Annotated in this window: 10 protein-coding genes; 3 read left to right on the top strand and 7 right to left on the bottom strand. The window is 65.9% G+C overall.

From position 1 onward, the window contains the following. Window positions 1-185: 185 nt before the first annotated feature. Both ACFWF2_RS12400 and ACFWF2_RS12405 read right to left on the bottom strand, forming a co-directional pair. Window positions 186-2,378 (bottom strand): hypothetical protein, encoded by a 2,193-nt coding sequence (locus ACFWF2_RS12400; protein WP_379307413.1) that lies wholly within the window; start codon window positions 2,376-2,378, stop codon window positions 186-188. A gap of 217 nt (window positions 2,379-2,595) precedes the next feature. Further along, a complete protein-coding gene (locus ACFWF2_RS12405; RefSeq protein WP_379307383.1) occupies window positions 2,596-3,228 on the bottom strand; it encodes a class I SAM-dependent methyltransferase in 633 nt (210 codons plus the stop codon). A gap of 836 nt (window positions 3,229-4,064) precedes the next feature. Here ACFWF2_RS12405 and ACFWF2_RS12410 point away from each other — a divergent pair. Further along, complete coding sequence (locus ACFWF2_RS12410; protein WP_379307385.1) at window positions 4,065-5,231, top strand: LysM peptidoglycan-binding domain-containing protein; 1,167 nt, start codon at window positions 4,065-4,067, stop codon at window positions 5,229-5,231. On the opposite strand, the gene ACFWF2_RS12415 is transcribed toward ACFWF2_RS12410, so the two are convergent. From ACFWF2_RS12415 to ACFWF2_RS12430, 4 genes are all read right to left on the bottom strand, one after another. Next, window positions 5,197-5,901 (bottom strand): hypothetical protein, encoded by a 705-nt coding sequence (locus tag ACFWF2_RS12415; RefSeq protein ID WP_379307387.1) that lies wholly within the window; start codon window positions 5,899-5,901, stop codon window positions 5,197-5,199. The two genes, ACFWF2_RS12410 and ACFWF2_RS12415, sit on opposite strands and share 35 nt — an antisense overlap. A gap of 96 nt (window positions 5,902-5,997) precedes the next feature. Further along, a complete protein-coding gene (locus ACFWF2_RS12420; protein WP_379307389.1) occupies window positions 5,998-8,061 on the bottom strand; it encodes a C39 family peptidase in 2,064 nt (687 codons plus the stop codon). A gap of 77 nt (window positions 8,062-8,138) precedes the next feature. Beyond that, entirely contained in the window at window positions 8,139-11,489 is a 3,351-nt protein-coding gene (locus tag ACFWF2_RS12425) for a DUF4185 domain-containing protein (protein ID WP_379307391.1), read from the bottom strand. A 176-nt stretch (window positions 11,490-11,665) separates the two neighbouring features. Continuing rightward, on the bottom strand, window positions 11,666-11,806 hold the full coding sequence (locus ACFWF2_RS12430) for a hypothetical protein (protein ID WP_379307393.1): 141 nt from the start codon (window positions 11,804-11,806) through the stop codon (window positions 11,666-11,668). Between the two features lie 348 nt (window positions 11,807-12,154). Between ACFWF2_RS12430 and ACFWF2_RS12435 the strand changes: the two genes are divergently transcribed. Further along, complete coding sequence (locus ACFWF2_RS12435) at window positions 12,155-12,349, top strand: transposase (RefSeq protein ID WP_379307395.1); 195 nt, start codon at window positions 12,155-12,157, stop codon at window positions 12,347-12,349. On the opposite strand, the gene ACFWF2_RS12440 is transcribed toward ACFWF2_RS12435, so the two are convergent. Beyond that, window positions 12,283-12,444, bottom strand: a complete 162-nt coding sequence (locus ACFWF2_RS12440) for a hypothetical protein (RefSeq protein WP_379307415.1) — start codon at window positions 12,442-12,444, stop codon at window positions 12,283-12,285. The two genes, ACFWF2_RS12435 and ACFWF2_RS12440, sit on opposite strands and share 67 nt — an antisense overlap. A gap of 197 nt (window positions 12,445-12,641) precedes the next feature. Here ACFWF2_RS12440 and ACFWF2_RS12445 point away from each other — a divergent pair. Continuing rightward, window positions 12,642-13,338, top strand: a 697-nt coding sequence (locus ACFWF2_RS12445; RefSeq protein ID WP_379307397.1) for a hypothetical protein, incomplete at its 3' end; no start/stop codon positions are given.

Raw genomic sequence — 13,338 nt, forward strand, 5'->3', positions numbered from 1 at the left:
CCGCAAACAAGGCCGAGGGAGCACCAGGAGAATTCGACGATCGAGTCGTGCAAATTCCGCGCCCCTGGGTGTCTTGCCGGCGGGAAGACAGTAGGTGGTTGTCCGAGAACTGACTCGTCCGCGGACGCCGCGCCACGAGCGACTCCTCGGTTTTCGCGTTTCCGTGTTTAGAGGCCGGGCTCAGCTCAAGCGTCGACAAGATCGCGGTCGGGAAGGGGTGCGGCAATGGCGTCGGGCGGGTTGTGACCGCGGCGGCGGGTTCGGATGTAGAGCCATTGCAGGACTGTCAGGCCTGCCAGACCGGCGACAGCTGTCGCGGCGCCGATCTTCCAGCCCGGTGGGCGCCACGTCAGTTCGAGGACAGCGTTGTCGGTGCCGGCGGGGATGTTGACGGCGGTGATCGATTTCGCGACATTCGTGATCGGGATCGGCGTACCGTCGAGCGTCGCTCGGTAGCCGGGCCAGGCGAGGCGTGCGAACACGATCCGGCCGCCGTCGGGTGAGCTGACTCGCAGCGTGCTCGTCATGTCGGCTTCGGTGAGCGAGGTGGCCGACACCCCGCGCAGGTCGGAGACTCGGCCATTGGCCGTCGATACCGCGCCACGATCGCGTTCCAGCACCCAGATGTAGCGCTCGTGATCCGGGTAGCGGACGAAATGCCATCCGGTGGGCGCGGGTTGGTTGCCCGCCTCGGGGAACAGTGCCTTTTGCAACACCACCCGATCGAGCAGCATCAGATCGACCAGGGTCCGCCCGGTTGTTGATTCGGGTGCGAACATGCGGCGATAGGCGTCGGGGCACACGCTCGAATCCCATCGCATGCAAAGCATTTCACCGAAATAGAAGTGCCCGGTCGGGGTGTAGCCGTTCACGTAGTCGAGCTCGAGTGACTTGGCGTAGTTGCCGAACACCAGGGATCCGTACGCGCCGTCGAGGCTCTTGTCACCGGGCTGCAGCAGCGCGCGGTCGGCGAGCTGGATCGTCGATCCGGGCAGGTCGGGGAACGCCGCCTTGGCATCGGCACGGCTGGTCGGCAGGTTGTAGGACATGATGTTGGGCAGTGCGTGATCGACCTGATAGAAGGCGATCGGAAACATCACCGCGATGGTCGCCACGCACGCGGCCGCAGTGCTCCGGTGCCGGGCAAGCCAGAGGACACCCGCGCCTGCTGCGGCGACGAACCCCGCGGCCACACCATGGATGATCCAGTCGGCGGGATCGGCAGAGGCGGTCCGAACCCATAGCAAGCCGATCAGCACGCCGGCGGCGATGCCGCGCGCCCGCGCATTGCCAGTGGTGCCGAAGCGTCCCACCAGCACACAGACCAGGACCAGCAAGCCGATCGCGAGCATCGGAAGAACCCGGGCGGGCCACCGGAGCGGGCCGATGGTGCCGGGGCCTGCCGTCCACATCAGCATCATGATCGTGAACAGGGCGACCGTGGTGAGCTCACGCCAGCAGCGGCGAGCGCGGTCCCAGTCGACGAACGCCAGGATCGGGACGAGGAACCACGCGACGTAGGTGAGCGGGAACGGCTGGATATAGCCCCACCAGGTGGTGAACGCCGGTGACACCGTCGGCAGGCTCGCGTTGAGGGATTCCGACCACGGCACCGCGAGGAAAATGTCGTTGTTGATCTGCGCCGTACCGCGCCAGGTGACTTTCGCCGAGAGCATCGAGGGGAGAAAGGTGAGCAGCCCGGCCAGGCCCGCGCACCCCGCCACGGCCGTCAGCCGGAGGACCGATTGCCAGGCGCCCCGGGAGACCAGTTCGCCGACAGCGATGGCGAACAGCATCAGCACGGCCTCGACGGCGGGGAAGATGTACTGCGTCGAGATCGCCAGGTACAGGAAGACGAAGACGGGGATCGGCCCGCCGTCGCCGCGGGTGTAGCGCACGGCCGAGGCCCAGGCCATCAGCATCCAGGCGGTTCCGGTCAGCGCCGTCATCCAGCTGGCCTGGTCGAAGAAGAGGAAGAATCCGGACAGCGGGAACGCGACACCGGCGACGGCGCCCCATGCGGGGGCGGCTCGATAAACCAGGCAGATCCGGTAGATGCCCAGCGCGCACAGAATCGAGAACACCAGCTTGACGACAGTGGCGTAGGCGGCCATGTTGTCCACCGACGGCGCGATGACGTCGATCAGCAGCTGAACCGGGTTGAACAGGCCCGCGTCGTCCATGGTGTTGTTGCCCGACATCCACTGGTTGGGCCATAGCGCGGGGAAATCGCCCGCGCGCAAGGAGCGCCCGAGCCCGACCCACAGTCCGGTGTACTGGGATTCGGTGTCGTCGAGGTAGTAGTGGCGGGGGTCGGCCAGCAGCACCGCCAGATATCCGACGATCGTGCCGACGACGGTGACGATCCCCCAGCGAATCGTCTCGGATCGGGAAAACGGTTCTCCGGCTTCGTCTTCGCGGGATTGGGAGCCAGTGGGGTCAGCAGCCGTGATCGGTACTGCTCTGTCGGTCACGCAGCAGACCATACAGCGCCGGGCGGCACTCGGCAGGATATGCGATTCCAGGGCCGCGACCGGCGCCGTTGCGGTGTAGCGGTCCGTTCCGGACTGCCGGTCGCGAGCTCGCGGGCGGCGGTCAGAAGGCCGATGTGACGTGTGCCTGCGGGTGCGGAGTGAGCACACACAGTTGCTCGCGGCCGCCGGCGATGAGGCTGGTCGACGCGACGTGGGTGGCATAGTGCGTGAGTGTCCGGTCGAGGGTTTCGCGAGTGAATCGGTGCGCCTGAGCGCCTTCGCCCGCGTCGGTGAACCGGCCCGACAAACGCGCGAGTGTCCGGTTGGAACTGGTGGTGAGATTGCGGATCGGTTCGGCGATGATCACCTGCTTGCGGGCGGCCTCGAGCATTCGCCGGACTATCGGTTCGGGCTCGGGCAGGAAGTGGTACAGGCTGGCCTGCATGACGACGTAGTCGGCGCGGGGGAGCGCGGTGTCTTCCCTGAGGTTCCAGACGAGGCCGTTTCCGCCTGCCGAGACGAGCCGGGAGATGAAGCGTTCGTTGATGTCGAAACCCGTGTAGCGGACCGACTTTCCTCGCAGGTACCGGGTGTAGAGAGTAGCCGGGCCGCAGCATAAGTCGAGGACCTCGGCTCCGGCGGGGATCAACGCGGCGATCGCTTCGAATCGGGCTCCGTAGTGGCGGCCGTAGAGCCCGCGCATGAGGAGGTTGTAGAGAGATGTGTGCCGATAGATGACGCTGGTAGTGCTCACAGATTTTCCTGCTCGGTGTGACTGCGTGATTGCGCTGCCGACGGCCTGGGGGCAACGGCAGTCGCGAACGGTGTGTGTCGTCAGAATTTGTGAGTTGATCTGGAGAGACGGTCGGTGGCGGCTGGCGAGGCGCGTGAGGTCAGGATGTCGACGGTCGGTCACGAGCCCCAACGTTCGAGGGGAAGCGCGGGCGACCGTGACGACATCGAATTGACGGCGGCGTCGACCCGACGGCTGCTGTCGGCAGCGGCTACTGGTGGTCGCGTTGAGTGGACGGTTACGTAGGGAACGGTCGGCCAGGACAGGAGCTCATCGGCGCGAGGTTCTCATCGCGCTGTGGCCGGAGAGGCCGCACACAACGATATTGCGGGCGGCGGTTTGCGGCAACGCGAAGAGGCTCGATGGTCGTTCTCGGCCGGTGCCCTTGTGCCGCAGACTGCCGGTCCTGTGGCCGGAGCCGTTCTACTACCTCGGGGCGCGCCGCCAGCCGGACTATCCGTGTGTAGATTCCGCTAATCATCGCAACGACGACCGCGGCGAGCGGCGTGGCCAGGACCAGCAGGTCCACCCAGCAGCGCCCGAACCTGTTGCGGCTGGCGTTGTTTCGGATGCAAGCCAAGCGATCACCTGTGACATCTTCGCAGCCGTGAACCGAGAAGACCCCACGGGCGATCGCCGTGCCCCGGCTGTCGCCCCGCAGGGCCCGGCTGCTCGTCGCGGCCCGTCCTGCCGCGACGGTGTCGATATCGGCGCAATTTTCGAGTACTCCACCACTCGGGACGGTTTTGCCTGGTAATGGAATCGTCGATGCTGATCCCGAGGACGAGAGGTCGATCATGGCTATCCGCTACACGGTTGCTGCACGTGACACCATGTCGGCGCTGGCCGGCCGCTTCTACGGCGAATCGTCGCTCTATCCGGTGATCGCGATCGCGAACCGGATCGCCGACCCGAACGTGATCAGGGTCGGTCAGGTGCTCATCGTTCCCGGGCTCACCGCCACCCACACAGTGGTCGCAGGCGACACACTGTCCGGTCTGGCCGAGCGGTTCTATGGCGACCGCGCGCGGTTTCCGCTGATCGCGGCCGCCAACAAGCTCGCCGACCCGAACACGATCACCGTCGGGCAGACCCTGATCATCCCCGACCTGACCTTCGCCAAGCACACACTGTTCTGCGTGCCCGGCACGTGGGAAGCCGTCGCCGCCGCCAACGCCAACCCGGGCGGAATCAGCCCGTCGGACCCCATCGGCATGCTGACCGGCATCACCAACGCCCTCGACCCGCAATGGTTCGACATCGAATACGTGAACTATCCCGCCAGTTTCGGACCCGTCCCCGGCGGCGGCGACGCCCTGCTCGACGCTCTGGGCCGACCGTCCTACCGCGCCTCCCGCGACATGGGCATCGCCGAACTGACCAGATTGATCAACGCGCACGACGGGTCGTTCGGCCTGCTCGGCTACAGCCAGGGCGGGGCAGTGGTCTCGCTGGTCGGTCGCGACATCGTGTCCGGTTCACTGCAGGGCCGACGCGGAGACTGCCACTGGGTACACGCCCTCGCCTCACCGCATCGCGGGTTGGGCCGCACCTTCCATCTCGGCAATTCCCTCGCCTACCAAGGCATCTCGGGCGACAACATCACCGAAACCCACCCCATCGACTGGTTCGACTACTGCCTGCCCGGCGACATCTACGGCAACGCCAACATCGCGGGCACCTACTTGAAACAGGCCTACGACATCGCCACCGAATTCACCCTCACCGACCCGGTCGCCATGATCACCGGGATCGCCGAACACATTGTCGACTGGGCGAACTCAGGAATGCTGGGACCGATCGACCCCGCCCGCCTGTTCGCCACCGCGGTGGACCTCAACAACTTCCTGCGCGACTTCCCCCACGACAAATACGGAATCTGGGACATCATTCCCGACCGCACCGCACTCGCCCACTCGGCAGCTCACCTCAACTACTGGGGACCACGCATCGCATCGGCCTGACGGCGCACGGCTGTCGGCGGTACCCCTTTCGCCAGCTCCGCTGATGATCCTCTCGAGGCTGATCTTCTTGGCGCGGCCCGGTTTCGACTACCGGCTCCCACTGGTCGGGAGTCCTGACGGACGACCACTGCACCCAACGCGTGATCGCCGTCCCGATTCCCCACACCGCGACCACAATCGCGGGAACAAGCGCGCAGAATTTCACGGTGGCGGCCACCGCGGCGCTGATGCGCCAGACCGACGATGAGCCTGTGTCCGGCAGTGCGATCAGCAGCAGCGTGTTCTCAGCCGCATCCGCGAGCGCCGCGATGATCGTGGCTGCGACACCGAAGGCCGCCAGACGCTTGCCAGACGCCGTCCAAGCCAGGAACCAGGCGGTGAGCGATGCCGCGGCAAGGACAACGGTATAGCCGACAATGACGCCGAAATCGGCATAGATCGCATCCCTGAGCCCGACCGGAAGATCGCTCTTCGCAGCATCATTGAGCTGAATCTCGACGAGATCGTTCGGGCTTGCGCGCCCGAAGAGGGACACCGCCAGGATAAATCCGGGCGCTAGAACCACCGCCAGCCCGGTCAGGAACAAAGCCCGATCACGCCTAAGCTTCGGAGGAAGCTCCGCAAGGCGCTGCGAAAGATGCCTCGAAAGAAGAGATTCATCGGACTTCATGGCTGCTCCTCGATGGTGGCCGTCGCTCGCCGAAAGCCCGGGTGCGGGCGGGTGCCGACGGATCGGCAAGCCGTCGCACGGCGGCCCTCGGGCGGCCTATAGGCCGAACCCGGGGATCTGGAGCTTGCGACCGACCTCCGCAACCCCGTCTACCAGGGAACGGCCGCCGATCTGCGGCCAGCCGTTGCCGTCGTTGCCGAGGAGCTGGATCCAGATGTCGGTTACGCGCTCTTCGATTTCGGTGCGCTGGCGGACGTCGTTGTGCGCAGGAGGCGGCGCGAACCCGGCGATACCCAGGTGCTGGCCGATGGTGGCGACGGCGTCGACGAGCGTGCGTCCGCCGATCTGTGGCCAGCCTCTTCCGTCGAAGCCGAGGAACTGGATCCAGATGTCGAGGACGCGGTCGTTGGTGTTGGTGCGTTGGGGGACGTCGTTGTGCGCGGGAGGCGGCGCGAACCCGTCGATGCCTAGGTGCTGGCCGATGGTGGCGACGGCGTCGACGAGCGTGCGTCCGCCGATTTGCGGCCAGCCTCTGCCCTCGTTGCCGACGAGCTGGATCCAGATGTCGGAGAGGCGCTCGTCGATGTCGGTGCGTTGGAGGACGTCGTTGTGCGCGGGAGGCGGCGCGAACCCGGCGATACCCAGGTGCTGGCCGATGGTGGCGACGGCGTCGACGAGCGTGCGCCCGCCGATCTGCGGCAAGCCACTGCCGTCGGTGCCGAGGAGCTGGTGCCAGATATCGGGTGTGCCTATTTTCACGCCGTAGGGATCTTTGAAAGCCAGTTCCCATGTGATCGGGCCGATGTGCCCGTGGGGGCGCAGTCCCGCGGCCTGCTGGTACTCGATGGCGCGGAGCCTGGTCTGCTCCCCGTATGCCCCGTCGACGGCCACGCCCGCCTTCAGTTGCCAGCGGCGCAGCCCCTCGATCCATGCGGCTGGTTCTCCCGCACGGCCGGAGATCGACTCCCGCGGGCCCTCGAACGGCCCGTAGTAGTAGCCGGCCGGCAGCGGGAACGCGTCCAGCTCGGGCGGGGGGCTGCCTGCTGCGGCCGCGTAGCCTTTGGGCGGGATCAGGGTGGCCATCTGCTCGAACGAGCACCAGTAGCCGTAGGGTTCGAAACCCGAGTCGGCGACCCAGAACGCGCGGGGGCCGCCGCCATCGGCATACCCCATGATCGCGATGTAGTGGAAGACGGTCCCGCCGCGATACTGAGGGCTTGTAGACCCGCGGACGCCGCGGGGGTAGTTGCCCGGTGGGGCGACGATGTTGGCCACGACGCCGTAGCCGCTGTCGATGCTGTGCTTGACGTTGTCCCACAGCTTCTGGGCCTGCTGGGGGAGCGCCGGGTCGTTCGGCATCTGCGAAACTCGGTAGTCCGCCCCGGGAAGGTACCTGTTGAGAACGGGCGCGATCAGGCCGATATGGTCCGTTCCTTCTTGGTCGGTGCCCATCTCCGACCCAAGGACGCTCTCGAGGATCAAGTCCCCGGTGCGGGCGAGGATCACCGTCTGGGACGATGCCGGGCCGCAGTTGAATTCGGTGTCCTGGATGACTTGGGTGCGTGGGTACGGAAGGCGTTTCTCAATCTCGCTGCCGGCGGGCAGCAGGGCCGACCCGAGGAGGAGGCAGCGGTTCCAGCGGTCGGTACGGTCTGCCAGGCCTGTGAGGCCGCCGTTGACCGCTCTTGTCGCGCCTTCGATGTCGCGCGCTTCGGAGAGTGCGTTGAGCTGGGGCCGTTCCACCGTCCAGTAGTACGTCGCCGCCAGGAACCCCCACCTCGGCTCGCCGACCAGCGCGGGGTTCGCCGTGAACTGGTCAGCGGCCGGGGCGTGGCCCTTGCGTTGGGCCCACTCGCCGAACCGCCGGTAATGGCCTCTGCCGGTGAGCTGGATAGGCCCGCGGCCTTTGAACCGGCGCCCGTCGCCAGGCTGGGTGTTCCCCAGGTCCAGCCGCCCCTCGTAGGCGTGGCCGTCGGCGATCTCCTCCATGTGCCGCAGCCCGCCGGACTCGTGGCCGACCTGCGCGCACCACATCGCCGCCCGCTCGACGGTGTTGCAATCGGCGGCGGCGAGCGCCTCGTTGAACGGCCTTACGAGCCTTTCGTACTCGGTCATCGGCAGGCCGTTGCCCATGGCCCTAGCTAGCGTTTGCGTGTCCATTGCGTAGCTCCTATATCGGCAAGAATCCGTTTCAGCTCCTGGGCAGGCAATCCCGAAAAGTTCAGCGGACGGGAAATCTATGGGACAGGAATCTTGAAGTGCATTGCACGGTAAGGCCATCCGTCGGCGGTCTTCCATTGCGACACCAGCAGGTGTACGCCGGCATCGAGGGTGGATCCGGGGATGATGCACGGGCCGTACAGTTGCGCGACCCTGTCATTGCCCTCTTCTCCCCATGCCGACCCGCGAATGGGGGTCGTCTTCGATACCAGGTAGAGGTTGTCGGTGGGAGTGTCGAGCAGGCGCAGGTCGATGTCGTAGCCACCGGTGGTGGAGGCGTCGAAGTTGACCAGAACCCATTTGTTCTGGATCTTGCGTAGGCACATCTCGCCGAACTTTTCCGCGGAGGGCTGGCTTTCGAGTACCGGTGTCGGCGGGTTACCCCAGTTCCAGCTGCCGTCGCGCCAACCCCAGCCGATGTAGGCGCCGGGGTCGGTGATCCTGTCCTGGCGGACACGGCGCAGGATGACCCCCTTGTCGCGTTGGAATCCGGTGGAGAAGACGTACACCCACCCGTCGTCGTCGCGTTCCCAGGTCCACAGCTGCGCGAACCCGTTGTGCAGGCCGGCGTCGAACTGGGCACCGGTGGGCCGCCAGGACTTTCCGTTGTCGCTCGACGTCCAGATCTCGGTGCGTACCACGTTGCCGAGGCCCTGATTGATCATCACGTGCAGGTAGATGTCCTGGCCGATGGTGATGATGTCGGAGGGCAGCGCCGTCGTGCCTCCCACATGGTCGTAGGGCCACAGTTGCTGGGCGTAGTTCGGATCCGGTCCCGCGGCTTGGTGCCACACGATTCCGCTGTCCAAATTCGTTGTGTCCGAGTACAACGCGACCGGCGCGCGCCAGTCGTCACTGCCGACCATCGGGTCGCGGAAGGTGTCGCCGAAGACGGCGAGAATCCGGCCAGAGGGTGTGCGGGTCATCACCCCGAGATCGGTTGCGGCCATACCGAACTGGTCGGTGTGACCAGGCCCTGTCGCGTTGGTGATCTTGCGTGCGCCGGTGGGGACGGCAGCAGGGACAGTCAACCGCCAGCCGTCCTTGATGACGCCATACCACTCGCCGGCGTAGACGTGGCCGGTGACCGGCCAGCCCTTGGCCTTCTGCATCGCGGTCGCAGCGTCGCGGGTGGCGTCGTCGTACACGCTGGTCGGTGCGATTCCGAGGGCGGCCTGCCAGCGCCGCAAGCCGTCCTTCGATGCTTGCGGCTCGTTGCCGAACCTGTTCGACCACGACTCCTGCGGCCCGGACAGGGGACCCCAGTAGTGCCCGTTCGGTAGTGGGAAACGGTCGGGGTCGTCGGGGATGGCCGCGTACTGCTTTGCCGCGGCGAGGACGATATCGTAGGGAAAGGTGTCGGGGACGTCCCAGTGGGAGCCGTCCTTGAAGCCCCTCAGTTTCACCGAGCCGTAGGTGTAATTGTTGTGGCTGGAGACGCCATGCATGTCGTTTCCGACACCGGCGATGTCGACCCGCTCGATCGGGATGTGGTGTTCCTTGGATACTTTGGCGATGGTGAAGGCCACCATGTCGAGCATCTTGTCGTGCTCGAGCCACACGGAGCGCTTCTTCGGGTTCGATTCGACATTGGGGCTTGGACTGGTGGTCCACCGTGGAATCGCGCCGGAGGTCCCGACGAGGGCGATATGCACCGATACCTGGTTCTCGTCGTTCACGCCGCGCACCGGAACGCTCCAAGAGGCGTTCTTCGTGGAGACTGTTTGGATGATGTGATTGTCGTCGACGATGTAGTGATACGACCCGTCCCGTCTGGCCGCTTGACCGTCGGCAACGATTTCGGCGCGGCTGATCCAGTCCTGGTTCTCGGTGGTGTGCAAGTAGATCCGCTTGTACGGGCCATGCCCCGAACGGGAGCCCGGCCCGGCGTGCCAGGCGATGTCGTAGCCGTCGGGTTCCCGCACCGAAATCGAGCCGGGAACGACGACCGGGTCTGGGGTAACGGGTTGGGCGGCGTATTGCCATTGCCCGAAGTCGGCGGTGAGGGTGTCGTTGACGTCGACGTTGATCCCAGAGACCTTGACGTTGTCGCGCGGGTGAATGAGCCGCTGGAACAAGCAGGCGTGCTCGGAGATCGTGCCCAGCGGCCGACCGCCCAGCCAAGTGTTGGGTTGCCAGAGGAAGCGTTTTCCGCTGCCGTCGCGGCACATGCCGACGACGTCGTCCTCGACCGCCCAATCGCACGCCAGATACTTGCAATACGCGCCGACGCGTTCCTTGCCCAGCACCGACGCAGCGCCGCGCAGATAATGGGTTGCCATGCTGTTCCACTCCGACAGCGACAGATCGTCGTCGATGGAGAAGAAGATCGGCGCCTCGGCCGGGCCGCCGCAGTGCCGGTGCCACGCGTCGGCGGCCTCGGCGTCGGCGACACCGCCGTCGAACCCGCGGCGCCAATCGGCGGTGGCGTTCTTTCCCTTCTGCCAGTTGCTGACAAGGGGCATCTTCAGGTCGAGATACCCTGCGGCTTCCTCGGGAGTGAGTTTCTTGTTGATCAGGCCGCGTTCAGGTGAGTCCACCAGGTAGCGAACAGCCCCGTGGTATCCGTCGGCCTTCACTGCCTGAGCCCCGGGGCGCGCCGCAGCGTGGTCGACCAGCTGCATCCTCGATGGTCGCTCCCCGAGCGAGGCGCTGGTGAATCCCGCGCGCCATGTCGCCGGGCCGATCAGTCCATCGGGGGTCAACCCGTTCGCGAACTGAACCGTACGCGCCGCGTCGGCGGTGGCCTGGTCGTAAACACCGGTCTGCGGCAGGCCCCGCGCCTGCTGCCAGCGCTTCAAGCCCGCGATCCACTCAGGCCGTTCGCTGCCGTGACGCCCGGAGATCGACGAGGCGGGGCCCTCCAGCGGCCCGTAGAAGAACCCGCGCGGCAGCGGAAATGCCTCCGGGCCGGACCCGTCCGTGCCGGGGCCGGGCTGCATGCCGGGGTCGACCGCACCCTGGAGGAAATCCTGCGGATTCCTCGATTCACCGCCGACGCGCCCGGGCGGGCCCCACACCTCGAAATGCAAATGAGGACCGGTGGATTGGCCCTCCGACCCCACGCTCGCGATCTGTTCGCCCTCCCGGACCCGATCGCCCCGCTTCACCAGGATTGAAGCATGACCCATATGCCCGAAGATCAGATCCACACCCCGGTTGTCCTGTGCATCCAGCCACACCCAGTTTCCGAATCCCGACACCGACCCCGGCGGGCGTTCCGCACCCTCGACGACCACACCGTCCACCGGTGCGAAGATCGGAGTGCCGGCCGGTGCGGCGAGATCGATGCCGTCATGATCCGGCCGCTGTGGCGTTCGAAAACCCGAGGAAACCCGGAACGCGCTGTGCACGGGCCTGGTGGTCATGGAAGCCTCCTCGCTTCGTCGGGTACAACGATCTGGCCACTGTCCGAGGCTCTGATTGTCGTAGCCAGGGGCCATGATGACGCGGGTAGTCCACTACGCGAATTACTCGACGGTCTGATCGTTCGCTGATACCACCGAAGGCGTACTGTCGAGCGGGCACCGAACGGCCATTTCCGTCATTTCCCGATGAAGTTGTAGACGTCGACTGATTCCGCCGCCGGCGTTGATGTGGAACGGGCCTTGGCGTCATCGAACTTCTTCATGATTCCCCGATCCGCCAGAACGGATTTCAGTCCTGCTATGGCGATGTCACCCATATTTCCCGGTCGCGGCGTCGACTCCGCATCGGGGCGAGGAACGCTGGCGGGCGCGGGTGGGCTGGAAGAGAGTGACGGTGGCGGTCCGATGCCGGACCGGGGGCCAAGGCCCTGGCGGGAAGATCGGAGGCCGTGGCGGCAGCACCTGCTGCCGCGGGTCGACCGGATCGAACTTCGATTCGCTACGTCGAGCAGTATCGGCACGGGGCGTCGCCCCAGTGTCACTCGGGTGGCCCAGGCGTTCACGTGTTGGGTGGGGCGTGAGCTGATGCATCCGGTCATGGCGGCACTCTGTGCGCCAGCCAACGTTCAACGATCGTGGACCGGTGGCGGCGAGCGCTGACGAGGGTGCCGCTGCCCAGGGCGGCGGATGGACGGCTGGTGCTGGCAGTGGACATCACGTGCTGGTTGCGGCCCGAAGCGCGTACCTGCCCGCAACCGATCTTGTGTCACACCTACGGCCGGGCCGAGAACACTCACCAGATGATCCCGGGCTGGCCGTACTCGGTGGTGTGCGCGCCGGAAACCGGCCGCGGCTCCTGAATCGCGCCGTTGGACGCGGTCCGCTTGGCGCCCGGCGACGACGCGCCACCGTCACCGCCGCCCAACTGCGGGCCATGATGCCGGTCACTGTGCAACGCGGCGAATCCTGCGGGTGCGGGATCGTCAGACCGAGCCGGCCCGTTCCTCGGTGGACGAACGGAACATCGCCGCCGATGCCGGGCAGGTTCCGCAATGCGCGGGAATAGTGCCCGGGGAAGTTTCGAGTAGTCGGCTACTCTACGCCGCGACTACGTCGAAACCCTATTGTGAACTCGGTGCTAGATACGTTCTGATGCTGTTCACGCCGGCGCTGCGCCCCGGCGTGCCAGGTGTTCTTGGCGGAATCCGGATCGAGTGTTTGGGCATGAACGACGATTTCTGGGACGACCTTCTCGCGCATACTCGGCAGCGGGTCCTGGTACCGGTCGTGGGGCCCGACGTGACCAGGGTCGATATCGGCAATGTCGATCAAACGTTCACCACGCTCATCGGCCAACGCCTCGCTCGACGCTGGAACCTCGCTGTGCCACCCGGACCGACCACCATGGACGAGGCGGTGGCGGCGTTCGTGCGCGAGCGCGGCCAAGACGAGATCGAGCGGTTGTATCGCGTCATCAACGACATCATCGTGGAAGTCGATCCCGAGCCCGGTGATGCGCTTCGCAGCCTCGCTGCGATCGATGACCTGCGCTTGTTCGTGAGCACGACGCCCGACCGGGTGCTCGCGAAGGCAGTGAACACGGTCCGCTACCAGGGTAGGCCAAGCGTACGAGAGATCTCATTCTCCCCCAATCAATCCACCAACGAACAGTCGCGAAACGCGCGACCGGCCGCGGCCACCGATACCGTCATTCTGAATTTGTACGGTCAAGCGGCTTCGACGCCGCAGTTCGCGATCCACGAAGAAGACCGGCTCGAGTGGCTGCACGCGCTGCTCAGTGAGAAGGCGAGCCTTCCCGACTGGGTCAGCTTTCAACTGAAAGAGCATC

It is taken from the genome of Nocardia sp. NPDC060259 (genome assembly GCF_042728775.1).
Lineage (GTDB): Bacteria > Actinomycetota > Actinomycetes > Mycobacteriales > Mycobacteriaceae > Nocardia.

What these genes read in the sequence shown, in the direction of transcription:
- ACFWF2_RS12410 (WP_379307385.1), top strand. Translation starts at nt 4,065, where the DNA reads ATGGCTATCCGCTACACGGTTGCTGCACGTGACACCATGTCGGCGCTG.
- ACFWF2_RS12415 (WP_379307387.1), bottom strand. Translation starts at nt 5,901, where the DNA reads ATGAAGTCCGATGAATCTCTTCTTTCGAGGCATCTTTCGCAGCGCCTT.
- ACFWF2_RS12420 (WP_379307389.1), bottom strand. Translation starts at nt 8,061, where the DNA reads ATGGACACGCAAACGCTAGCTAGGGCCATGGGCAACGGCCTGCCGATG.
- ACFWF2_RS12425 (WP_379307391.1), bottom strand. Translation starts at nt 11,489, where the DNA reads ATGACCACCAGGCCCGTGCACAGCGCGTTCCGGGTTTCCTCGGGTTTT.
- ACFWF2_RS12430 (WP_379307393.1), bottom strand. Translation starts at nt 11,806, where the DNA reads ATGGGTGACATCGCCATAGCAGGACTGAAATCCGTTCTGGCGGATCGG.